The organism is Commensalibacter sp. ESL0382 (genome assembly GCF_009725775.1).
Lineage (GTDB): Bacteria > Pseudomonadota > Alphaproteobacteria > Acetobacterales > Acetobacteraceae > Commensalibacter > Commensalibacter melissae.
In genome coordinates this window covers 68,875-92,693 of sequence record NZ_WNII01000009.1, presented here as the reverse complement: position 1 = coordinate 92,693, position 23,819 = coordinate 68,875, and the positions used below count along the sequence as shown (strand labels likewise).

The 23,819-nt window shown below is 36.9% G+C and carries 26 protein-coding genes and 1 other RNA gene; 11 read left to right on the top strand and 16 right to left on the bottom strand.

The window, feature by feature from the left end; genetic code table 11:
• The first annotated feature begins 7 nt into the window (after nt 1-7).
• Nucleotides 8-1,024 carry an NAD(P)H-quinone oxidoreductase gene (locus tag GM552_RS03310; protein WP_230882743.1) on the top strand — a complete coding sequence of 339 codons (1,017 nt, stop codon included), beginning with the start codon at nt 8-10 and terminating at the stop codon, nt 1,022-1,024.
• A 2-nt stretch (nt 1,025-1,026) separates the two neighbouring features.
• Here the strand turns inward: GM552_RS03310 and GM552_RS03305 are convergent, their stop codons facing one another.
• Nucleotides 1,027-1,695: a DNA-3-methyladenine glycosylase gene (locus tag GM552_RS03305; protein WP_155565263.1), complete on the bottom strand. Its 669-nt coding sequence runs from the start codon at nt 1,693-1,695 to the stop codon at nt 1,027-1,029.
• A 150-nt stretch (nt 1,696-1,845) separates the two neighbouring features.
• Between GM552_RS03305 and GM552_RS03300 the strand changes: the two genes are divergently transcribed.
• A complete protein-coding gene (locus tag GM552_RS03300; RefSeq protein WP_155565262.1) occupies nt 1,846-3,102 on the top strand; it encodes an energy transducer TonB in 1,257 nt (418 codons plus the stop codon).
• A gap of 13 nt (nt 3,103-3,115) precedes the next feature.
• Here the strand turns inward: GM552_RS03300 and GM552_RS03295 are convergent, their stop codons facing one another.
• The 5 genes from GM552_RS03295 to GM552_RS03275 form a co-directional block, all read right to left on the bottom strand.
• Nucleotides 3,116-3,934 carry a TIGR00282 family metallophosphoesterase gene (locus tag GM552_RS03295; RefSeq protein ID WP_370533586.1) on the bottom strand — a complete coding sequence of 273 codons (819 nt, stop codon included), beginning with the start codon at nt 3,932-3,934 and terminating at the stop codon, nt 3,116-3,118.
• Nucleotides 3,935-3,936: 2 nt separating this feature from the next.
• Nucleotides 3,937-4,509: a 5-formyltetrahydrofolate cyclo-ligase gene (locus tag GM552_RS03290; RefSeq protein ID WP_155565261.1), complete on the bottom strand. Its 573-nt coding sequence runs from the start codon at nt 4,507-4,509 to the stop codon at nt 3,937-3,939.
• A 20-nt stretch (nt 4,510-4,529) separates the two neighbouring features.
• Nucleotides 4,530-4,686, bottom strand: a non-coding RNA gene (gene ssrS / locus GM552_RS03285) — 6S RNA.
• Between the two features lie 8 nt (nt 4,687-4,694).
• A complete protein-coding gene (locus GM552_RS03280; protein ID WP_122124259.1) occupies nt 4,695-5,036 on the bottom strand; it encodes a cell division protein ZapA in 342 nt (113 codons plus the stop codon).
• A 39-nt stretch (nt 5,037-5,075) separates the two neighbouring features.
• Nucleotides 5,076-5,351: a hypothetical protein gene (locus GM552_RS03275; protein WP_155565260.1), complete on the bottom strand. Its 276-nt coding sequence runs from the start codon at nt 5,349-5,351 to the stop codon at nt 5,076-5,078.
• Between the two features lie 303 nt (nt 5,352-5,654).
• On the opposite strand from GM552_RS03275, the gene GM552_RS03270 reads away from it, so the two are divergent.
• Nucleotides 5,655-5,897 (top strand): hypothetical protein, encoded by a 243-nt coding sequence (locus tag GM552_RS03270; RefSeq protein ID WP_155565259.1) that lies wholly within the window; start codon nt 5,655-5,657, stop codon nt 5,895-5,897.
• A gap of 112 nt (nt 5,898-6,009) precedes the next feature.
• Entirely contained in the window at nt 6,010-6,924 is a 915-nt protein-coding gene (locus GM552_RS03265) for a class I fructose-bisphosphate aldolase (protein ID WP_155565258.1), read from the top strand.
• A gap of 73 nt (nt 6,925-6,997) precedes the next feature.
• On the opposite strand, the gene GM552_RS03260 is transcribed toward GM552_RS03265, so the two are convergent.
• Both GM552_RS03260 and GM552_RS09045 read right to left on the bottom strand, forming a co-directional pair.
• The gene (locus tag GM552_RS03260) at nt 6,998-7,954 is read right to left on the bottom strand and encodes a glycosyltransferase family 2 protein (protein WP_155565257.1); all 957 of its coding nucleotides are present in this window, start codon (nt 7,952-7,954) and stop codon (nt 6,998-7,000) included.
• Between the two features lie 66 nt (nt 7,955-8,020).
• The gene (locus tag GM552_RS09045; protein WP_196424105.1) at nt 8,021-8,395 is read right to left on the bottom strand and encodes a GtrA family protein; all 375 of its coding nucleotides are present in this window, start codon (nt 8,393-8,395) and stop codon (nt 8,021-8,023) included.
• A gap of 121 nt (nt 8,396-8,516) precedes the next feature.
• Between GM552_RS09045 and thiE the strand changes: the two genes are divergently transcribed.
• Complete coding sequence (gene thiE / locus GM552_RS03250) at nt 8,517-9,152, top strand: thiamine phosphate synthase (protein ID WP_155565255.1); 636 nt, start codon at nt 8,517-8,519, stop codon at nt 9,150-9,152.
• A gap of 508 nt (nt 9,153-9,660) precedes the next feature.
• Here the strand turns inward: thiE and GM552_RS03245 are convergent.
• The gene (locus tag GM552_RS03245) at nt 9,661-10,398 is read right to left on the bottom strand and encodes a fasciclin domain-containing protein (RefSeq protein WP_110438818.1); all 738 of its coding nucleotides are present in this window, start codon (nt 10,396-10,398) and stop codon (nt 9,661-9,663) included.
• Nucleotides 10,399-10,537: 139 nt separating this feature from the next.
• Nucleotides 10,538-11,524 (bottom strand): EF-P lysine aminoacylase EpmA, encoded by a 987-nt coding sequence (gene epmA, locus GM552_RS03240; protein ID WP_155565254.1) that lies wholly within the window; start codon nt 11,522-11,524, stop codon nt 10,538-10,540.
• Nucleotides 11,525-11,629: 105 nt separating this feature from the next.
• Here epmA and GM552_RS03235 point away from each other — a divergent pair, with 105 nt between their 5' ends.
• The 4 genes from GM552_RS03235 (at nt 11,630) to GM552_RS03220 (ending at nt 15,114) form a co-directional block, all read left to right on the top strand.
• Complete coding sequence (locus GM552_RS03235) at nt 11,630-12,661, top strand: lysine-2,3-aminomutase-like protein (RefSeq protein WP_155565253.1); 1,032 nt, start codon at nt 11,630-11,632, stop codon at nt 12,659-12,661.
• 86 nt (nt 12,662-12,747) lie between these two features.
• Nucleotides 12,748-13,314 carry an elongation factor P gene (gene efp / locus GM552_RS03230; protein WP_110438815.1) on the top strand — a complete coding sequence of 189 codons (567 nt, stop codon included), beginning with the start codon at nt 12,748-12,750 and terminating at the stop codon, nt 13,312-13,314.
• A 172-nt stretch (nt 13,315-13,486) separates the two neighbouring features.
• Nucleotides 13,487-14,314, top strand: a complete 828-nt coding sequence (locus GM552_RS03225; RefSeq protein ID WP_198184981.1) for an inositol monophosphatase family protein — start codon at nt 13,487-13,489, stop codon at nt 14,312-14,314.
• A 59-nt stretch (nt 14,315-14,373) separates the two neighbouring features.
• Nucleotides 14,374-15,114, top strand: coding sequence for an OmpA family protein (locus GM552_RS03220; protein ID WP_155565251.1), 741 nt, complete (start codon nt 14,374-14,376; stop codon nt 15,112-15,114).
• Between the two features lie 87 nt (nt 15,115-15,201).
• Here the strand turns inward: GM552_RS03220 and ykgO are convergent, their stop codons facing one another.
• The gene (gene ykgO, locus GM552_RS03215) at nt 15,202-15,327 is read right to left on the bottom strand and encodes a type B 50S ribosomal protein L36 (RefSeq protein WP_110438813.1); all 126 of its coding nucleotides are present in this window, start codon (nt 15,325-15,327) and stop codon (nt 15,202-15,204) included.
• Nucleotides 15,328-15,413: 86 nt separating this feature from the next.
• Nucleotides 15,414-16,331 (bottom strand): hydrogen peroxide-inducible genes activator, encoded by a 918-nt coding sequence (locus tag GM552_RS03210; RefSeq protein ID WP_155565250.1) that lies wholly within the window; start codon nt 16,329-16,331, stop codon nt 15,414-15,416.
• 117 nt (nt 16,332-16,448) lie between these two features.
• On the opposite strand from GM552_RS03210, the gene GM552_RS03205 reads away from it, so the two are divergent.
• Together GM552_RS03205 and GM552_RS03200 are read left to right on the top strand one after the other, a co-directional pair.
• Nucleotides 16,449-16,985 carry a peroxiredoxin gene (locus GM552_RS03205; protein ID WP_110438811.1) on the top strand — a complete coding sequence of 179 codons (537 nt, stop codon included), beginning with the start codon at nt 16,449-16,451 and terminating at the stop codon, nt 16,983-16,985.
• Nucleotides 16,986-17,115: 130 nt separating this feature from the next.
• Nucleotides 17,116-17,811 carry a type 1 glutamine amidotransferase gene (locus tag GM552_RS03200; RefSeq protein ID WP_155565249.1) on the top strand — a complete coding sequence of 232 codons (696 nt, stop codon included), beginning with the start codon at nt 17,116-17,118 and terminating at the stop codon, nt 17,809-17,811.
• A gap of 9 nt (nt 17,812-17,820) precedes the next feature.
• On the opposite strand, the gene glmM is transcribed toward GM552_RS03200, so the two are convergent.
• From glmM to tilS, 4 genes are all read right to left on the bottom strand, one after another.
• Nucleotides 17,821-19,176: a phosphoglucosamine mutase gene (gene glmM, locus GM552_RS03195; protein WP_155565248.1), complete on the bottom strand. Its 1,356-nt coding sequence runs from the start codon at nt 19,174-19,176 to the stop codon at nt 17,821-17,823.
• Nucleotides 19,177-19,226: 50 nt separating this feature from the next.
• Nucleotides 19,227-20,246: a dihydropteroate synthase gene (gene folP / locus GM552_RS03190; RefSeq protein WP_155565247.1), complete on the bottom strand. Its 1,020-nt coding sequence runs from the start codon at nt 20,244-20,246 to the stop codon at nt 19,227-19,229.
• A 118-nt stretch (nt 20,247-20,364) separates the two neighbouring features.
• Nucleotides 20,365-22,338: an ATP-dependent zinc metalloprotease FtsH gene (gene ftsH, locus GM552_RS03185; RefSeq protein ID WP_155565246.1), complete on the bottom strand. Its 1,974-nt coding sequence runs from the start codon at nt 22,336-22,338 to the stop codon at nt 20,365-20,367.
• Between the two features lie 200 nt (nt 22,339-22,538).
• Nucleotides 22,539-23,819, bottom strand: a complete 1,281-nt coding sequence (gene tilS, locus GM552_RS03180; protein ID WP_155565245.1) for a tRNA lysidine(34) synthetase TilS — start codon at nt 23,817-23,819, stop codon at nt 22,539-22,541.

Here is a 23,819-nt window from a genome sequence, read left to right as displayed (position 1 = left end):
TTAATATATGTCCATTTCTCTTCCCTCTATGATGCAAGCGGTAACCTTTGATCAACCGGGTAATCCAGACGTTTTGAAATTATCCAGTATTCCCATTCCCGTACCAAGAAGAAATGAAGTTTTAATAAAGGTTGAAGCTGCCGGTATCAATCGTCCTGACATCGTTCAAAGACAGGGCAATTATCCGCCTCCCAAAAATGCAAATCCACATTTGGGTCTAGAAATAGCAGGAGAAATTGTTTCATCCCCGTCAAATTCCCATTTTTCCATCGGAGACAAAGTTTGTGCATTAACAAATGGTGGTGGATATGCACAATACTGTTCTGTTCCCTACGTACAGTGTCTTCCATGGCCCAAACAATATAACGCTATAAAAGCGGCGGCTTTACCTGAAACTTTTTTTACAGTTTGGACAAACCTTTTTGCAATCGGCAATCTGAAACCGAATGATTCCCTTCTGATCCATGGCGGCAGTGGCGGAATAGGCACTACCGCAATTCAATTGGCCAAAGCTTTTGGAGCAACCATTTATACGACTGTTGGCACTGAAGAGAAAGGGAGTTTTTGTAAAAAATTGGGCGCAACAGACTTTATAAATTACAAAAAAGATAATTTTTATGAAAAAATCAAATCGCTTACGAATAAACAAGGTGTTAATCTGATTTTAGATATTATGGGCGCTTCTTATTTCAGTGATAATATTAAATCTCTCAGTGAAGAAGGACGTTTGGTTATCATATCATTCCAAGGAGGTATAAAGGCGGAAAATGTGAATCTGGGATTGATCGCCATGAAGCGTGTTACTGTTACAGGCAGCACTTTAAGACCTCGTGATACAAAATTTAAGGGAAAAATCGCGCGCGCTTTACATAAACATGTATGGCCACTTTTAGATACCGGAATTATTGAACCTCAAGTTTTCAAGATTTTTCCATTTGAACAAGTCAGAAAGGCGCATCAATTGATGGAAAGCAATAAGCATATCGGAAAAATTGTTCTGGATCTATCACAATTTTCTGATTAACTTTATAATGTTAAAGGATTACGTTTATTCAAAGGTTTTGATTGCTCAACTGCTCGCCATAAATACCATGCCCCGATTGTCCTGAATGGACTCCATATCCTGGTGGCAATTTCCAGTTGTTTGGGTTTAGGCTGCAGTGCAAGATTTTTACAAATGCGCCAGCCTTCCCTAATTCCAAAATCATCTTTTGGCATGATATCCATACGACCAAGTGTAAAAACTAAAAGCATTTCAACCGTCCAGCATCCAATTCCCGGCAGAACGGTTATACGGTCAATAAGATCTTGATCTGATAAAGTTAAAGCCTCTTCATAGTCTGGAACAATACCATCCAGGGTAGCCATGGCCAGAGCGTATAGGGAATCGATCTTGCGGAATGAAAAGCCGCAATCTCGTAATTGATCCGGGCTTAATTTTAACAAAGCTCTAGGATCTGGCAAAGCTCCTGAATTAGCCAATTTCAACCTGTTTAAAATAGCATTCGCTGCATTTGCGTGCAATTGCTGCCCCGCTATGGCCTGTAATAAGGCATCATAAGGCGTTTTCCTATCGATTTTCAATCGACAAGGTCCTTCTTTATCAATAATTTTTGCCAGATCTTGATCTGTTTTTTCAAGAAACCGCATTCCCTGTTCAATGTCAGATGATGATTTGATCATTAAAATAGTCATTATCTCATATCCAGTTTAATGACACGATAATATATAGAAATAATATTAATTATTATTTTAATCGAAGATTTATTCTTTTTTAGATTACATTATGTTAAATAGATAAGGTTTTAGTTAATAAACATTCCATCCGAAGAAAATTACAGTCGAATGAACATTGGTAGACACCCTTCCCCAATATCTGGCAGACGAAAAGGCAAACGTCATTTATATTGGAATTTGGTTCAAAAATCAGATCGATCAGTAATTCATCATCAATCGGTATGCCATTTAAAACCTTCCCTGCTGGATCGCCCTAAAAATTATAACCATTTATTGAAAGGCTTCAAACTTCTTCGCAAAGAACCTTTCAATAGCAATTTTAGACTTTTTGATAATATTGACAATAAACTTGAGAAAATTATAACAAGTCGATTTTTACACTATTCAATAGATAAAAATACCTGTCTTCATGTTCCTGACCAATCAAAAAAACATCCTTTTTTTTTATATTTTACCACTTCCCTTTTTTTTCATGGAATTATTGTAATTCTTATTTTTGTGGGAAGCCTCTATATAAATCACAAAAATACCAATCCATATGGAAATAGTAGTCAGGGTAAACCAGTAGATGTCGTTTTTCTACCTCGATCAACAGGACAATCAGGATTAAAAGGTGAAGGATATAATGGGGAACCGGCCCCAAGCAAGGCGATTTCTCCCCCTCCCATTCCTGATTCGCTTCCTGTACCTCCAAAAATAGCCTCAGTTCCAAAACCAGATGAAAACCCATCTGAAAACAGAATAACAATTCCACAACCCGATGCAGAACCAATACCATCCAAAAAAGAAAAATCGAGACACAAAAACAGGAAAATCAATTTAAATCAAGAACATAAATATTTTTATAAAAATATTCCTCCACGGATCAAAAGAAAAACTGCTCATCCCGTAAGATCTCAATCGCCTTTTGAAAACCTGACAAACCTGGATTTTAATGAAAATCCAAACGCTTCTCATCGCAGAATGGCAAAAATAAGACCCCAGGGGTCACGTTCAGCCATTAATATGTCCACTGGTCCTCTAGTCAAAAATGGTAAAATCAATACTCCATATGCAGATAAATTTACCATTAAAGGGGTAAGTTCCGATTACAGTGATTTAATTGCAGCCTGGATCCAACAACATATGTATTATCCACCTGATGCTATTCGTAAAGGAGAAGATGGCAGTCCTTCCGTTCATGTCGTTATCAGCCGGGATGGACAGGTTCTCTCGATAAATCTCACCAACTCCTCAGGTTCTGACGCTCTGGATGCGGCAATCCTTGGAATGTTCAGAAATGCACAACTACCCAAAATCCCTCCGGATCTTCCAGATCATTTTGATATGGATTTAAAGATCAATTATATTTTATTGCGACAATGAGTTGTATTCTGCTTTATTTTATATCAGGCAAAAAAGTGTCCAGTTCACCCTGGAAACGAATGGGAAACGTACGTTTTGCCAATCCCGTTACATCATCTGTTTCAATGAATAATCCGCAAATAGTGGCTGATCCTTCAGCTGGCTGAAAACGATATCCAGGCATTTTTGTAACAAAACGGTTAATGGCCGCTTCTTTCTGCATACCGATGACACTGTTATAATCCCCACACATACCCGCATCCGTTTGATAAGCAGTACCCAACGGCAAAATCCGATAATCAGCGGTAGGAACATGCGTATGCGTTCCTATAACCGCAGAAACTTTTCCATCCAGATAATATCCAAGAGACATTTTCTCACTTGAAGCCTCGGCATGTATATCTATCAATACGGCATCTACTGTTTCACCCAACCGATAGGATATCAAAAGAGTTTCAATCATTTTAAAAGGATCATCAAGCGGATCCATATATAGACGACCCATTGCATTGATAACCAATATTTTTTTTTCATCCTTTGTAAAGGAGATATGATAACCCTGCCCCGGAGTCCCAGTGGGATAGTTAATAGGTCTGACTATACGTGGATCCTGTGCGATATAGGCAATCAGGTCTTTACGATCCCAACTGTGATTACCCAAGGTAATAACATCGACACCCGCCCTGAAAAGATCCTGTGCGATAATAGGAGACAACCCAAATCCGTGACTTGCATTTTCTGCATTTACAATAACCTGATCCAAACTTAGTTTAGATCTTAACATGGGCAATTCTTTTATAACGGCTTCTCGACCGCTACGACCTACTATATCCCCTAGAAAAGCAATACGCACCTTTAATCCTTCTGACTGTGAATAATTTCTGTTTCAGTAATGATCGTTTGTAAAGAACAATCAAATTTTTCAACCGGTACGGTTGATACCTCTTGATAGGAAAAAGCAATACCAGCGGTTTTAACCGTCGGATAAACAGCCAATGTTCTATCATAATACCCTCCACCATAACCCAATCGGTTACCCTTCCGGTCAAATGCCAGTAAGGGTAGCATAATTATCTGGGGGTGCATGATTTCCGTATCTGGATATAAGGTTTTATACCGTCCAGGCCTCAACTGCACTTCCGGATACCATAAGTGAAACTGCAAGGCCAATCCCACCGGTGGCGTTTCGGGTAATAGAATACGATATCCCTGCCGATATAATTCATGCAAACTATCCCGTATGTCCGCTTCAAATTCAAGAGGCCAAAAAAACGCAATTTTCTGACTACGAAAATGTTTTTTATGAATATACTGAACAATATTTCGATTTAACTGTTTATTTTTTTTTTGCTGTAAAATTTGATTTTCAATTCTCAATTGCCGCATTTTTTGTCGCAGCATTTTTTTTTGATTTGAAATATTTTGCATCTATGTCTTTTAATAAAAATAAAGAAGCCGCCATAGCCGTCGAACTGTCAGCTCTTCCGGACCTGCAAATACAGGTGGGTGCCAGAATAACGAAACCACGATTACGTCAGCGCCAGCTCCCTTGGAAGAAATTATCGGCCCAGGAGATGAACTTTCTAACGAACCAAGCAGCCTCCATTATATATTTAGGCTATTTCAATCCTGTCTGCAATAGTCTCCGCCCGTTCGGAGAAATATTTTAATTGTTCTTGCAATTCACGGTTCTTGTTTCTTAAAACCTCAATCTCATGCTCATTTTGTTTTTTTTCCAATGCATTCAATTGATTAGTTATGTCATGAAGCTTATCCGCCATAATCAGGCTTGCCAGAGCCAACAAGCGTCCCTCACCACTCTGGCCCCCTATCTTTCGTATCATATCTATATGTTGTTCAACAATATTGGCCATTGCCTGTAAATGACCTTCCTGCCCGTCCTCACATCCAACTGTATAATTAAAACCATTAATGGAAATTGTTACTTGCGCCATTCTTTCATCTCTAACGATCTTGTTAATTTTATTTTCCAACTAATCCACTTTTAATAATACATCTTTTACCTGGGTAATTAAAATGTCTAAATTTGCTAAAATTTTATCTGCATTTTTATTTGAAATTATAGAATCAGGTGAAGATAATTTTTTGTCTAAAAAAAATTCTATTTTATCAAAGGCCTTTTCAAGCTTTTTATCTGATGAATCCTGATTATTTCCCTCTTCAGAATTGTTTATGGACAATATATTTATTTTTTCTGAATTGTTTTTATTATCAGATTCAATTGTACTAATGACTTCATGCGTTTCCATGTTATTACACCTTATATGATATCCAAATAATAAAAACCTTTTTATTTTTTAAAGGTAATTATCGATTAAATACTTAAAAAAAGACACTTATCCAAAATGCAAGCCCATAAATTCACTTTTATATCACAAAAAAATATAATTTTCTCATTTAATAAATACACTACTGATACAAATGCATACTTTTTTACCGTCAATCATTTATCCCAATTTTACTTTATTAATTCACATATTAAAAATAATTACTGCCCTATAACTTTCATCTCTCCCCAGAATGCTGTTGCTTATATGGGTGTACGCTGGTGGATGCAACTTATAAAATTTGGCAAACAACTTTTTTCAAATCCAATTGATGATGCACTCGATTGCTTCGATAATGCCGGATTGGCATTGGCGGCTTTGAGACTTGGCCAAAAAAAAATACTCTTTAATTCAAAATCAAAACAGTTTAACCTCCTCAAAAATCGTGCGGACTCACTTCAAGCGATTATTTTAACCAAACGTTCAGAAAGTTTTGACTTGACCGAATTAAGATTCTCTTACTTCTAAGTAATGACTATTTCATATTACAAAAAATCACATAAACTTAATTTTACTATCCTTTCTGGAAAAGAATATTATAATTTTTCACTTCTCTAATGATTTGTTTTTAGGTTTAACAATGAAACTAACCCCTCAAATTAAACATATTCTTAATAATTACGAAAGTGATAGCCCGGTAACAAAACGTAATCTTGCACGGTTGTTAATGCACGGTAAACTATCGGGAACAGGCAAACTTATTATTCTCCCTGTTGATCAAGGGGTAGAACATGGACCAGCAAGATCATTCGCTGTCAATCCAGCGGCCTATGATCCTCATTATCATTATGAACTTGCCATTGACGCAGAATTGAACGCTTATGCTGCTCCATTGGGAGCGTTGGAATGTGGGGCCGGCATCTATGCCCATCAAATTCCAACCATTCTTAAACTTAACAATGCAAATTGCCTGAACAATGCAAAAAATCAGGGAATAACAGGTTCAGTTAAGGAAGCTCTCCGTTTAGGTTGTGTCGGTATCGGATATACAATATATCCCGCAAGTGACTATTTTTATGATCAGATGAGAAATCTTCAGGAAATTATTGAGGAAGCAAAATCTGTTGGATTAATATCAGTCATTTGGAGTTATCCACGCGGCCCCTCACTGGATAAAGATGGTGAAACCGCCATTGATGTCTGTGCCTATGCCGCACATATTGCCGCTCAAATGGGTGCCCATATTATTAAAATTAAGCCACCCACGGCTCATCTACATTTGCCTGAAGCCAAAAAAGTGTATGAAAAAGAAAAAATTGACATTTCCAGTTTAACCAAACGCACTGAACATATCATGCAATCCGCTTTTGCCGGACGTCGATTGGTTATTTTTTCAGGCGGAACCCATACCTCGGAAAAAAATCTTTTAGAAACATATCAATCACTAAAAGATGGCGGTGCAAACGGAGCTATAATTGGACGTAATGTCTTTCAGCGCCCACGTCATGAAGCCTTAGAAATTTTAAATAAACTTGTTGATATCTTTAAAAAATAATAACTATAGTTTGCATATAATATAAAGGCGTTTTATTACATAATTAAAACGCTTTTTTTTAATTAATAATTTATTATTCCTTCATTATAGTATCTTCAATAAAAAATTTGGGACGCTTTTTTACTTCCATATAAATTTTTCCGATATATTCACCTATAATTCCCAAAGAAAAAAGTTGCATTCCACCTAAAAAAAAGATTGATATAAGAACAGAAGCCCAACCCTGAACAACATAGCCCATCATTTTTTCAGTCAATATATAGCCAATTGCAATTAGTGAAATAAAACAAGTTACAAATCCAATAAAACAAATTATTCTCAACGGTATTATTGAAAAAGAGGTAATCCCTTCTAGTGCAAGTCCCAACATCTTCTTCAATGGATATTTTGATTCACCCGCCAGACGTTCACTTCTTGTGTAATAGACCCTGGCTTGTTTGTAACCAAGTAAAGGTATCAAACCACGTATATATATATTACGTTCTTTGAATTTCAGCAGACTCTGCAAAGCACGATAACTTAACAGACGATAATCCGCATGGTTGGCAATTTGTTCAACCCCCATTTTTTCCATTAATTGATAAAATAAAATTGCGGTTCCTCTTTTGAATACAGTATCCGTGGAACGATCCTTTCTGACGCCATAAACAATTTCAAATCCCTGTTTATATTTTTCAACCATTTTATCTATACATTGTATATCATCCTGCAAATCTGCATCGATACTGATACATATGTCCGTATCAACCGAAGATAAACCCGCTATCAGTGCAACTTGATGCCCACAATTTCTGGATAATTTTATTCCTCTTACACAGGATAATTCACGTGAAGCCAGTATAATTTGCTGCCAACTATCATCTTCACTTCCATCATCAATAAAAAGAATATAGCTATTTTCCCTGATTTTTTTTTCTTCAACCAGGCAATTGAGAAAGTTTTTTAAAATATTTAAACTATGTTTAAATATCTCCGATTCGTTATAACAAGGCACGATCAGAGCTAATGAGGGAATTGTTTCTTTGTCCATATTTCACCCCGCTTTATAAAAATCCCTTTTATCTTCCATTCTCATACAATAACATCAATGTATTATTTATTTCATGACCCAGAATTTATTAATAAAAAAACTATTCAAAGTATAAACGACCATTCCAATCAATTGGGCAAAATAGGCTTTTAAATTAGAAGAGATCAAAATAAAATCTAAGAATATTTTCATCCCTAAGAGGTTTAAAAAATAACAAAGTAAAAAAGTTATAAAAAATTTTGAAAACCTTAAAACAGTCAATTGTACTGAAAAAGTAAATAATGAATTTAAAATAAAACTTAAAATAAATCCAAAAATATATCCAATAATATTAGCCAAATACAAATTGACTTTAAAATATATAAGAATAAAACTAATACCTAAAGTTAATAGGGTATTCGCTATTCCAACAACGACATATTTAGTAAAAGTGACCAACATTATTTTCATTAAAACAGAAATGGAACATTATTTATTCTCTATACATATCTATATCTTTTTATTAAACAGGTTCTAACCTATCTTTTTATCAAAAACAATCCAATATCGAATTAACAAGATAATGTCTAATTGCCAGTTATACCTATTAACACCACCCCAACTTAATCCAGAAAAATTTAAACCCTTACTCGTTGAAGCCCTTGAAGCCGGACCTATTGCAGCTGTTCAACTTCGCTTAAAAAACGTCACGGACCTTGAAATATGCCAAGCAATTGAAATTCTTAAACCTGTCGTTCAGGAACGTGATATTGCTTTTATACTTAATGACCGTCCAGATCTGGCAAAAAAATTTGAATGTGACGGTGTTCATATAGGTATAGAAGATATGCCTATCCAACAAGCCCGACAAATTGTTGGGGATCATTTACAATTAGGTGTTTCCTGTTACGACAGTAAAGACTTGGCAATGCAAGCTGGTGAAAGCGGCGCTGATTATATTGCCTATGGCGCCTTTTTTCCTTCACCAACCAAAAATACAGAAATTCGCACTCCTGTTGAACTCTTAAAATGGTGGTCAGAATTAATGGAACTTCCTGTAGTTGCAATTGGCGGCATTACACCTAAAAATTGCAAACCCCTTGTAAAGGCTGGCGCAGATTTTCTTGCTGTTATAAATGCTGTATGGGGACATGCTGAAGGTCCAGCCCAAGGAATCAAAGAAATGTTAAAATCTATAAATGAGGCTGAGCAAGAATAACCATTCCTATAATTGGTAATAATAATAAATCTGCAATTATCTTGGATAAAATTATTAACTAAAAAAAATTTCTTAAAACGATAATACTAGGTTTGTTTTTACTACAGGCTTTAAAACGGGAATCGATAACTTTGTATCCATCTATAGGTACACATGCGTTACTAAAAAAATCGTTGTTTTTTCTTTAATAATACCGACATAAGCAACATCCAGTTTTTTAAGAGGAAGAATATCCAATACGGATTAAATCATTTCTGAAATCATAATTATGAACTGCTAAATACAATGCTGAAACTTGATCAATTGCTGTTTTTTGCCAAAAATGATTAAACGAGTATTATGTTTTATCTGTTTAATTTTTTAACGTATATCACGATCGATTTGATTCTGGTATGCCCACGCAATGAAAGGGATAGAAATATGGAAAACTATATAAGAAAAATAATACGAACCTATATTTGAAAATGACTTTCATCCCTTTTATTGCGATTTACAAAATTTCTTTCAATTATGGAACAACATTCAGTAAATCCTGAGTCACATATATGAAACCATTGGCCTGGGGAATACCATTTACCCAGATTTTATTTCTCTCTCCAACCTTGTTTTTAACTATCAATTGCTGTTTGGTATCGTCCAAGGAAATATATAATGGATCATTATAATAGGTTGTTAGAGTGTAAGTTCCATTATGTTGCAATACCAGTTTTTTAAGATATTCAGGTGAATAACTTCCAAACACTATTGTATACCCCATCAATCTTTTCAAATAAGATTCATTCTGAACGTCCATCAATGAACCATTCACAAAAAATTTAGGCTTTTCCATTGGTGCATTTGGTACTGCAAAAAGCGTATAGGGACCCCGACGTTCAATAATCGATAACAGACCTGTTTTCCGCAATGCCGCCGTATAATCCGCCAACACGATAGAGGCTCTCACTGTTTGATCCAATGATTCGTCAGCATAAACAGGCATATTGGGCACTGGAAATTCTTTAACATTATTGTAAGAAGGAATAAAATAAAGTTTTGTGCTCCCTTTCGTATAATATGTATCAACTTTGGCAGTATGACGGCAATACCAGGATGGGCTCCCATGCCATTGACATTCTCGTTCATGCTCGGGGACACCACTATTGGAACAATTAACTAATGAGAGTAGTCCTATAAAACCACAAATTTGAATTGAAATTTTTTTTAAATAATTTTTATCAGCCCAATTACCACCGTTTAAATGTCTCATCCTGTCAAAATCCTTATATTAAATTCTTACTCTTGCCAGCGTTTAATAAACATTAGACATAATATCTCTATGATTTAACTTGTAATAAACATTTCGACAAGCATTCAATCATTTATTTCTATCAATAAAACTACGTTATTCATACCCATAATATATTCTGTATATTGGTCACACCTGTTGCCAACATGACCAATCGATCTACACCCATGGCAATTCCCGAACACACAGGTAATTTTTCAAGTGAAAGCAATAATTCCTCATCCATCTCCCAATATTTCATTTCAGGATATAATTCAGAACGACGCTGACGATCGTAAACAAATCTTTTTCTCTGCTCCAGTGGATCGGTCAATTCTTCAAATGCATTTGCCAGTTCCAGACCTCCTGCATATAATTCGAATCGCAAAGCCACCCGCGGATCCAAGGGATCCTTTTTTGCCAGGGCTGCTTGGCTTAAAGGCCAATGGGTCAGGAATGTTGGATTTTGTCTTCCTATATTCGGTTCGACTTTTTCCAATAGAAGACGAAAGAACAAATCTTCCCATGTTTCATTATTCCTTGCATCAACCTTTGCCGCCTTTGCCAATAAGGCAACATCTTCAGGAAGATCAAGCAAGTCAATACCAACATAAATCTCAAAGGCTTGTTGAATTGTCAGACGTTGAAACGGTTTGGTAAAATCAAGCTTGTAATGATTATAATCAATATAAGGTGGCAATAACCTCTTTAACAGCAATTCTGATTCATCCATAAGATCACCAAGGGAACAGTTTGGTCTGTACCATTCCAACATCGTGAATTCTGATGAATGAATATTACCTCCCTCCTGATTTCTCCAAACCCGTGCCAATTGAAAAATAGGCTGATGAATTTCTGCCATTATCTTCTTCATGGAAAATTCTGGACTGGTATGAAGAAAGAGATTGTATTTTTCCCCTTGGGGAGTTTCATATACCGAATGAAACGGATGTAAATGGACTTCCTCCCCAGGAGTTTTGACCAAATAAGGCGTTTCAATTTCCATGTATCCTCGAGCATCAAAAAAACTGCGAATGGATTTCATGATCCATTGACGACGTTTCAATAAAGGTAAACGATCGGCTATCGATACTCTAAGATCAGACATAATATTGCAGGGTTCCTTATTATGTTGAGAAATTTATTTATGTCTTTAAATATGTAACAATTTAAATTAAATAAAAGCTTTCCTCTTCAAAGCAAGAAAAAATTCATGACATCAAAAACACTTCGAAATGTTCAGGATTTAATTGATTCCAGGCTAATTGATCAAACCATTAGAAAACCTCTGCAAGAATTGGAACAGTTTTATGCCACCGCCATTTCTCCTGAAATGGTGAATCTTATTCATGATTTTGAAAAGAATGCCCCCAACCCAATCGGTCTACAATACATTCCTCATCCTGATGAATTGAAAATTACCCCAGATGAAATGCATGATCCCATTGGAGATGAAGCATTGTCACCAATCAAAGGGATTGTTCATCGTTATGAAGACCGTGTATTATTGAAACCTCTACAGATTTGTCCTGTCTATTGCCGCTTCTGTTTCCGCAGGGAACATGTTGGCCCAGATCACGGTTTACTCAATGACAGGGAATTGATTGCAGCACTTCAATGGATTGAAAAACATTCCAAAATTCGTGAAGTTATTCTTTCAGGGGGCGACCCCTTTATTCTTTCGCCACGCCGAATGAAACTGATTATACAAAAAATAAATAACATACCGCATGTTTCAACCATACGGATTCATACACGTGTCCCCTTTTCCGCACCCTCTCTTATGAACAAAATCTTTATTGAAAGCCTGGACACAAACAAGGCGCTATGGATCGTCGTTCATGCCAATCATCCAGCTGAATTCACCCCTTACGCATTCAAGGCCATTCGCAGTTTGCTCTCGAGAGGGATACCTCTTCTTAGCCAATCCGTATTATTGAAAAATGTGAATGATAATATTGAAACGCTGGAAAACCTATTGAGATCTTTTGTTGAATGGCGGATAAAGCCCTATTATTTACATCAGCTGGATAAAGCGCCTGGCACCAATCGATTTTATGTACCCATTAATAATGGACAGGAATTACTTCGTGCATTAAGAGGGCGCGTTACAGGTATAGCTTGGCCTACCTATGTTCTTGATATTCCTGGAGGGTATGGAAAAGTTCCATTGGGACCAGACTATTATGATCCCGAAAAACCATCCTCGATTCTTGACCCTAAAAATCATAATCATAAAATTTAAATTATATCTTGCAGCAACGCCTAGTCCATTTTATATAAAAAGAACAATAAACCGTCTTTTTAGTATTTTAATCATCAGAGAGTATTATGAAACAACAGGCAAACCAAATCCGTGCAGGTCAGGTTATTGAACATGATGGACGTCGGTGGTCTGTCCTTAAGCAGCAAATCATCACACCTGGTAAAGGCGGTGCCTTTATTCAAGTCGAAATGCGTGATCTTAAAACAGGCAACAAAACCAATGAACGTTGGCGTACTGCCGATACCGTCGAACGTCTGTTAACCGAAGACAAAGAATATAATTACTCTTATGAAGATGGTGATAATCTTGTATTCATGGATCCGGAAACTTTTGAACAATTTATGTTGCCAAAAGATATACTTGGGGATCAGGTTGCGTTTCTGCAGGATAATATGAAGGTCATAGTCAACTTGGTTGAGGGCGATCCCATTTCCGTCACATTGCCCCCTCAGGTAACCTTGGAAATTGTTGAGGCCGAACCTGTGGTAAAAGGTCAAACAGCAAGTTCTTCCTATAAGCCCGCCATGTTATCCAATGGTGTAAAAACAATGGTTCCCCCTTTTATCGAGGCTGGAGAAAAAATCGTTGTACGAACAGAAGATGGCAGCTATGTTGAAAGAGCAAAAAATTAGGCTTTTTTTTATAGTTTTAAACCTAAACCATTTTTATTTTGATCTAAAGAAAAGATGTCAAATCTTAGTCAATTAAGAAAGACATCTTTTTAAATTTGCATTATTAAGTTAGGTTAAATACTAACTGAAAAATTCAAATGCCTTTTGTAAATTCTAGGAAAAATTAATGGCGATTCGACTTTCCCCTCATATGACCGTAATGCAGAATGCAGCACAAAAAGCTGCACGCACGCTTCTTCGTGATTTTAATGAAGTTGAGATGTTGCAAGTGAGTGTCAAAGGTCCCGGGGACTTCGTATCACAGGCAGACCTAAAGGCCGAATCGACTATTAAAACAGAACTCAGTAAAGCGAGACCTGGATATGCCTTTCTTATGGAAGAAAGCGGTGCCTCAGGGGGAGATAACTGGAACTGGCGCTGGGTTGTTGATCCTCTTGATGGAACAACTAATTTTTTACATGGAATTCCACATTGGGCAATTTCCATAGGCCTTCAGAAACGTAATGATAAAGGTCAGGTTGAAATCGTTGCCGGCGTTATTTATAACCCGGTTGCCAATGAAATGTTTTGGGCTGAAAAGGGTGTCGGCGCTTTTCTGAATGAACGTCGCCTTCGCGTTTCCTCTCGACGAGACATGTTTCAGGCTGTACTTGCCACTGGCATTCCTTTTGCCATTTCCGACATTAATAAACAGGAAAAATTTGTAAAAATCCTTAAATCAGTCATGCCAAAAATTGCAGGCATAAGACGCTATGGTGCCGCTGCCCTTGATTTAGCATGGGTCGCAGCAGGCCGTTATGAAGGTTTTTGGGAAATGGATTTAAAACCCTGGGATGTTGCCGCAGGAATTCTACTGGTCAAGGAAGCGGGCGGATATGTAACCGATCCTGAAGGAAATCCATTAGATGATCTAAAAATGTCTGTTAATACTGTTGCAGGAAATGCAGCGCTTTTTCCTAAAATTAGGGAAACAATATTAGAAAACATTTCCAAACCTTGATAATAAATGATAATTAATTTTAGTTATTCTTTTATTCTAACAGGTTGAGAATTCATCAAATGTTTTTTTTATCATCTTCTGCACCGGCACTAAAAAAAAAGCATCTTTATTATTTGACCATATTTTCAACCGTATTGTTTTCCTCTTGGAATAACATGATTTTTGCCCAGGTTAGTGTCAATAATTCAGCCTTGAATAATCTAGGTCCTGCAAAAAATATCCAACCAAAATCGACAAAAAATAAAAAAGCAACTTCTATTTCCAAACACACAAAACAACCAACAAATCCTGCCAAAATTTCGCAGTCAAAACCAAAACAAACACAAGCTGCCATCCCGCCAATTCCCAATTCCCCACCTCCTAACCCTGTTTTTAGAGATCCAGAAATAAACGTACCTTTACATCCACCAGCCTCTCCTGCCATGCCTAAGATTAATCCTAAAGCCCAAGGAAATGTCGTGGTTAATGATCAACACACCATCATTAATTTTAAGGGAGATGAATCTGAATTAAACGAAATAATGATGAAAACGGTAATGGATATGGCTAATGTACTTAAGCGGAATCCTAACGTTCAGATTTACCTTAATGCATATAGTCATGGAACTGTTGATGATATATCTACACCAAGAAGAAACGCCCTAAATCGTGGGCTTACTATACGTGCTGTCTTAATTAATCAGGGTATTCCGGCAACTCGCATTTATTTGATTGCAAAAGGCATACCGGAATCAAATACAAATGCAAATCCAGATTATGTTGAAATGGTACGTTCAGATTTAGTAAAAGACAAAAAATAACTTTTTTAAACGCATATTGTTTGAATTGTATATTCTATAAAAAATCCTCTTAAACAGAGGATTGTAAAAAGTAAAACAAATTTAGAACTAACCTTGACGTGCTTTCATTCGCGGATTTTTCTTGTTGATTACATATACTTTTCCATGACGGCGAACAATGCGACAATCTTTATCGCGGAGTTTCGCAGAACGTAAACTATTTCTGATTTTCATAATTAATTCATCCCAGGCAATAAATACAAAAGTCCCTTTTTATATAAAGAAAAATTAAAAAATGTCAAATGCAAAGCGATTATTTTCTAAAGTTTAAGCTTTTGGAAAACTTTTTCAAATTGCTTGAATTCTGCCGATCTCAATGAATTTCTACGCCAGGCCAAGCCAATTGTTCTCCAGGCTGGATTTCCCTCTAAAGAACAGACAGCTACATCCTTGTTTACTATTACACCGGATCTAATAACCATTTCGGGAATAAATGCAATTCCCAAACCGACTTCAACCATACTTATTACCGTATCCAGAGAAGAGGCGACAAAATTGTTGCTGAAATCGTTGACCGCTTTCATGGTCTGACTTTGTCGACACATATCAATGGTCTGATCGCGTAAACAATGACCATCTTGCAACATTATAATTTCTTTTGGATCAATCTGATGTAATGACACCCTATCCAAAGAGGCTAAGACATGATCCTTGGGTGTTATTAAATAGAATTTGTCTTTATAAAGCGCATAGGTATCCGCACCTCCACAGGAACATGGCATTGCAATAATCAATAAATCGAGATATCCAATGAATAATTTTTCCATTAGATTTTCAGTTATATCTTCCTGAATAGTCAAAGTTAGTTTTGGATAGGTTTTCCGAATTTCCCTAACCAAAAAAGATAAAATATAAGGAGCAATTGTGGGAATGATTCCAAGCCTCAAAGAAGAGGAAAGTGGTTCATGCGCAAAACTTACCATTTCACGAACCGTTTCCAAACCCTGTAATGCAATTCTTGCTTGTTCAGCTATTTCCTGTCCCAATGGTGTAAATACAACCCTTTTTCCCGCTGTTCTATCCAATATAGAGACATTCAACTGACGTTCTAAACTTAAAATTCCTGCAGATAATGTTGACTGTGTAACAGAGCAGGCATTTGCCGCACGACCAAAATGATGTAATTCTGACAATGCAATAAGATAACGTAATTGTTGCGGCGAAGGGAGTGCTTCCATCGTTTTTTTCAATCATTCATTACTAAATATTTCATTTGAAATATTAGCATTTTTTACACATATTAATAGAGGAACCAAAAAAAATTTTATAATGTTATTTTATTAGGAGAAAATAATATGTTGACTGTTGGTGATCAATTTCCATCTTTTAGTCTTACAACTGTTCCTGCTGGTCCTGATGGACTGAATGGAGAATTTATAACGATCAATAATCAAAGCGACAAGGGTAAATGGAAATTATTTTTCTTTTGGCCTATGGATTTCACATTCATTTGCCCAACGGAAATCGCGGCTTTTAGCGACATGGAAACAGAATTTTCAGAACGTAACACTGCTGTTTACGGTGTATCGATTGACTCTGAATATGTTCATTTAAACTGGCGTCTTCATAATGAAACTTTAAAAAATCTGAAGATTCCAATGCTGGCTGACAACAAGCGCGAACTTTCTGCAGCATTAGGTATTCTTCATTATGAAGCTGGTGTTGATTTAAGAGCGACATATATTGTTGATCCAGAAGGGATTATCCGTCACGTCAGTGCAAATGACCTGTCTGTTGGTCGCAATCCAGAAGAATTCCTTCGCATTCTTGATGCTTTGCAAAACGGGGGTCTTTGTCCTTGCAGCTGGCACAAAGGGGATAAAACTCTTTAGTTTATCCATTGATAAATTATCAAAGCCTCTTGATCTCATATCAAGAGGCTTTTTTATTTCAATTTGCTAATAATATTATTATAATTCTTCAAAATTTTTAACATAAACATTCATACCAAAGGAAACAATCTTGAAGGCTTTAATCTTGCAGCATGCTTCTTTTGAGACACCGGGTTATATTCTTGATTGGCTAAAAATACATCAATATGAAACAATTATTTTGAAATTGTACGAAATGGATGAAAAAAACATTCCTCTTTCCTATAACATCAATCTTTTAATTATCATGGGTGGTCCCATGAGTGTCCATGATGAAAAAAAATATAAATGGTTATCAAAAGAAAAACAATTAATTAAAAACTTAATAAATAAAAATATTCCAACTCTAGGCATTTGTTTGGGGGCTCAATTAATTGCTGACATTTATAATGCCCATATTACAATCGCTAAGCATAAAGAAATTGGTTGGTTTCCTATTCAGGTAATTCAATCCAAGGAGCGTAAGAAAATCAAATGGCCTGAAAATTTTGTCACATTTTTATGGCATGGTGAACAATTTGATATTCCAGCACATGCCAAATTACTCGCATTTAGTCAAGGTTGCCCACATCAGGCCTTTATGATAAAGAATAATGTAATTGGATTACAGTTCCATCCGGAAATGACTTTAACAATGATTCAAAACATGATTGAAAATTGTTATGATCAGGATAAAACCCTCTCTCCTTTCGTTCAAAGCATAAAAGAGATACTTTCTGTCCCAAAGGAACATTATTCAATAAATCATCAAATAATAGACAACCTGCTTTCATATTTAACTACATAAAGTCAATACCTAGATATTATTTTCAATCACTTGTTTTAATTTCTGTAACACAAGATCCACAAGCTGATTATCCTTTGCCTCAACCATAATACGAATCAAGGGTTCTGTCCCACTTTTCCTTAGAAGGACCCTTCCCTCTTTACCCAATTTCAATTCCGCATCCCTTACGACTTTTTTAACTGCTTCAGTATTTAAAGGGTTTTTTCCGTTAAAACGAATATTATATAACTTTTGAGGGAACGGCATAAACATTCTACATACTTCACTTGCTTTTTTACCCTCTTCAATAATAACTGCCAATACTTGCAATGCAGCAATAAGACCATCACCGGTCGTTGAAAATTCAGAAAGGATCATATGCCCAGACTGTTCCCCTCCAACATTACATCCAAGTTGACGCATCTTTTCAACAACATAACGATCACCTACACAGGTTCTCGTTAATTGAATTCCGGTATCATTCAAAAACTGCTCGAGTCCCATATTGGACATCACTGTCGCTACAATTGAATGATTTTGGAGCATCTTTTTTTTATCCCAGGAAGATGCAATTAAAGCCAGAATCTGATCACCATCGATAAGCTTGCCCTCTTCATCAACCAACAGCATACGATCAGCATCACCATCGAGGGCTATTCCCAAATCAGCCTTATGCTCCAACACAGAATAGATTAACGTTTCTGGATGTGTTGAGCCACAATTTTTATTAATATTTAAACCGTTCGGTTTACATCCAAGCGATATAACTTCTGCGCCCAACTCCCACAATGCCTTGGGGGCCACATGATAAGCGGAACCATTTGCACAATCAATAACGATTTTCAAACCATCAAGGCGACACCCACGGGGAAAAGAAGCCTTTGCATGCTCAATATAGCGACCTGCCGCATCATCCAGACGTACGGCCCGACCAATATGTTCATTACCAGCCAATTGACCTGACAAATCAGATCTAATCATGGCTTCAATTTCAAGCTCCTGTGCATCGGAAAGCTTAAATCCATCTCTATTAAAAATTTTTATTCCATTATCTTGGAATGGATTATGTGATGCAGAAATCATAACTCCAAGATCAGCACGCAAGGAACGAGTCAACATTGCGATCGCTGGCGTAGGCATCGGACCAACCAGAATCACATCCATTCCTGCCGATAAAAAACCGGCAACCAAGGCACTTTCAATCATGTAGCCTGATAAACGTGTATCTTTGCCGATCAAAACTTGATGTCTTCTATGGTCTTTTCCAGCCATGAACATCAATCCTGCAGCTTGACCAAGCTTCTGTGCCACTTCTACCGTCATAGGATCACTATTGGCTGTACCACGAATTCCATCTGTTCCAAAAAGTAATCTATGATTTTTCATTAACTTTTCCCATGTTAAACAATAAAACATCACAATTGATATGACAGAAATCAACCATATAAAGTCTGCCACATTTTCATGCTTTGTACCGCAGCGGGCACATTGTGAACACGAATAATTGAATTTCCAAAATAAAATGCTGGAGATGACGCTATCATGGTAGCGGCATCATATTCCTCAAAATTCATTTCTCCAGCAATTTCCCTAATGAAACGTTTTCTGGAGACTGCTAGAAGCAAACGGCAACCTAAGTTAGCAAAAGCGGCGAATTTTTTTAAAAGTTCCATATTTTGAAAATTATTCTTTGCAAAACCTATACCTGGATCAAGTATTACATTTTCACGACGAATACCTGCATTTACCGCTTTTTGAATTTTTCTTTGCAACTCTGCAAAAACATCAACCAAAACATTGTTGTAATTCTTATATTGATGCATTGTCTGGGGATTTCCACGCATATGCATCAAAATCACAGGGCATTGAGCCTGAGAAATAACTTGTGCACTTTCCCTATCATCAAGAGCAGAAATATCATTAATTAAATCAGCTCCTGCATCTAAGGCATATTTCATTGTTTCAGCATGACGCGTATCAACAGACAAATAGGCACCACATCCTTTTAATGCTTTGACAACAGGAACAATTCTACTACATTCCTCTTCAGTTGACACAGGTTGAGAGCCAGGTCGTGTACTTTCACCACCAATATCGATTACTGTCGCACCATCCTCAACCATTTTATGAGCGGCCCGAATAGCAGTTGAACTTGAATAATGTTTGCCACCATCACTAAAACTATCAGGCGTTACATTCAGTATACCCATAATTAGAGAACCTTCAGGCAATCCAGCCAGAGGCGAGGCAGTTGTTATTTTTCTTATCTGATTAGAATATAAGGGTGAATGAAAACAATCTTTGACATACCCAATTTCCAGTTTTTGATTCTCAATTATCTCAATCATTGAAAAGGCAACTTTTTTTTCTTGACCTGCAAAAGGTAATGCAAGCTCATTTTTGATTGCAAACTGGGCTGAATTTCCAAATAAAAATCCTGTAGGATTTATAATCATATCATTCTTAACACTATAACCATGACACTGTCATCTAATATCAATCTCAAATAAAATAAGTGAAAAGAATCTATTCTTTTCACTTAAAAAATAGTTTTAATCCATAAAAATTAAAACCCTAGTTATGTTCCTCAAAATTAACACCTGTTGCAGGAACAGGATTATCAACATGACCAGCATCATCCTTTTTTATTTTATCAGAACCAAAATTATCACCTGAATGATGAGCCACATCGATTGATGATCTCAATTTTTTTGTCGTGTCATCAACAAGGCTACGTTCAATTTTTTCACCGCGAAGAACCTGTCTGATTTCCTCTCCACTTAAAGTTTCATATTCCAAAAGACCCTGAGCCAATCTTTCAAGATCTTCCCTGTGCTCTTCTAACAACGCTGTTGCACGTTTATGCGCATCATCAATCAAACGTTTAACTTCGGCTTCTATTTCATGAACGGTTTCACTAGAAATATTTTTACCTTGTCCCATGGAATGACCGAGAAAAACTTCTTGTTCATTTTCAGCATAAGAAACAAGTCCAATTTTTTCACTCATACCCCATTCAGTAACCATCCGTCGTGCAAGATCCGTCGCCATTTTGATATCGCCAGATGCACCGTTTGAAACATTTTCCGGACCAAAAATCATTGATTCGGCACAACGTCCACCCATGGCAAGAACCAGTTCAGCCAAACATTTCGATTTGCTTTTTGAATAGCGATCGCCTTCCGGTAGACTCATCACCATTCCCAATGCGCGTCCACGTGGAATAATTGTAGCCTTATGTACTGGATCACATCCAGGAGTAAATAATGCGCAAATGGCATGCCCGCCTTCATGATAAGCGGTCATTTTTTTCTCATCTTCACTCATGACCAGTGAACGACGTTCTGAACCCATCATGACCTTGTCTTTGGCATTTTCAAATTCCAGCATCGATACTGTTCGACGGTTTAACCGTGCAGCCAACAAAGCCGCCTCATTAACAAGATTTGCAAGATCAGCACCAGAAAAACCTGGTGTTCCACGGGCAATTACTCTTGGATCAACATCAGATGCTAACGGAACCTTTTTCATATGTACGCGAAGGATTTTTTCACGACCCCCGACATCAGGATTAGGCACGACAACCTGACGATCAAATCTTCCTGGACGTAACAATGCTGGATCCAAAACATCAGGCCTGTTCGTTGCGGCTATGAGAATTACGCTTTCATTGCTGTCAAATCCATCCATTTCAACCAGCATCTGATTTAAAGTCTGTTCTCGCTCATCATTACCACCACCGAGACCGGCACCACGATGACGTCCAACAGCGTCAATTTCATCGATAAAAATAATACAGGGAGCAGCTTTTTTACCCTGTTCAAACATATCTCGAACACGAGAAGCCCCCACTCCAACAAACATTTCTACAAAATCAGAACCTGAAATTGTAAAAAATGGAACATTTGCCTCACCAGCAATCGCACGCGCCAATAAGGTTTTCCCTGTTCCAGGAGGGCCAACCAACAAGACCCCTTTTGGTATTCTGCCACCCAGCCGCTGAAATTTTTGTGGATCTTTGAGGAATTCAACAATTTCTTCCAGCTCGCTTTTAGCTTCATCAATTCCCGCCACATCCGCAAACGTGACACGTCCCTGTTTTTCAGTCAGCAAACGGGCCTTGGATTTACCAAATCCCATTGCCTTTCCCCCTGCGCTTTGCATATTGCGCATGAGAAGAATAAATAAACCGATAATCAGCAAGGTTGGCAATAAATTCAATACAAGCTGCCAAAAAAGATTTGGATGATTATCAACAGGTTTAACCTCTATCGTAACTTTATGGTCAGTGAGGGTTGATAAAAGCGAAGTATCCTGTGTTGGCAAATAGGTTTGAAATTTCTTGCCATCCTGACTTGTTCCAGTTAAATACCGGTCCTGTATGACAACTGATTTAACATTTCCAGCGTTAACATCGCCTAGGAATTTAGAATAGCTAACTTGATTGTCCACAACAACATTACTGCTTGGTCGAAAATATCCAATCACTAACATTACTGATACAATAACGAGTATCCATAAACTTAAATTACGCCCAAAATTTTTCATTCTACTTTATATTTCCATGTTTTAGGATAAACACGTTTTTAAAAAAGAATATTTAATATATATCATTTTATATTCTTCATATTACAATTTATCTCTTACTTAATAACATAAGAACTGAAACAAATCTTTCCTACCCTAAAAAATATTTTTCCTTAAAAATATTGAATTTAAACCGATTTATTATAAACATAATTACATAATTAAGCTAATTTTGTGGTCGAAAAAAGATGACTTTGTGTCAAGGATTGTCTAGGCTGGAAAACAATATCCCATTCTTTAACGGACTCGTCCGAATATATTCCCAAATGAGGTATAGCCAATAATTTATCATTATGCCAAAAAGCGGGTAATGTTTTCAAAATGCAAACAGGCAATCCCTCTCTACATGAAAATTGTTTGTAAGCTTTACCCAATGCAGCAATCGTAACTTTATCACTAATATCATATTCTGGCATAATAACTCGGAAACGATAATCCCAAATCGTATTTGGCCGGGCCATTTTTGCCTTTTCAATAACAGTTGTTTCTCTAATCATCAACCAACCATTTCCCAACCTTCCAGCTGGCATAATTTGTACGCCACCAAGAGTAACTTTGCGCATTGATTGAACAAGCCGATTAATTGATTTCTTCAAGGGTGCATACACAGAACCGGAAATTGTTCTGATTAAAGCACCCAACGTTCTTTCATCCATACCTTTGGTGGAAAAATAAGCAAATCCTTCTGATCTGATCAAAATGTTTTCTGTAACAAAAACAGCCTGATCCTGATCTTTTTTCATTCTTTTTTTACTCTCTTCCCGCGAGCGATGTAATAGTATTGAGACAGATCCTGAAGATGCCCAGGCCGATGACAATTCCTTTCTCACCTGATTTCTCTGAAATTTTAGATCCTGATTGGATGGATCCTCGACCCATATAATCCCTTCCTGTCTTAAGGTTATTCTCAAACGTTGTGGTGCAATCGATAGTAAAGGTCTTATTAACCTTATCTGCGGCAAATCCGTAATAGCAGCCATAGCGGCAATCCCATCCTCACCACTTCCGGCACGTATTCGCATCAGTACAGTTTCCGCCTGATCCCCAGCATGATGACCCAAAAGCAAATCTATGCTTCCCATTTTACAACATGTCTGAATTAATATTTTGTAACGCTCAATACGCGCTCTTTCTTCCAATGCGGCTCCAGGTTTTAGATTATCTAATGTCAGAACTTTTGATTCAATTCCAAGATCCTTCAATCTTTCTTGTGTGAGAGCTGCCTCTATAGCCGAATTTGACCGAATTCCATGATCAACAATTAAGGCGAATACATTTCGTCGCCAACGGGATGCCAGCAATGCAAGACACAAACTATCTGCACCACCAGATACAGCCAATACAATGGGTGGCAACTTTTCATCATCGTTACCCCAAGGTCCCAATGACTCAATACAAGAATTAAATTCATCTTGAGATACAGGTTTTAAAATATCATCCAT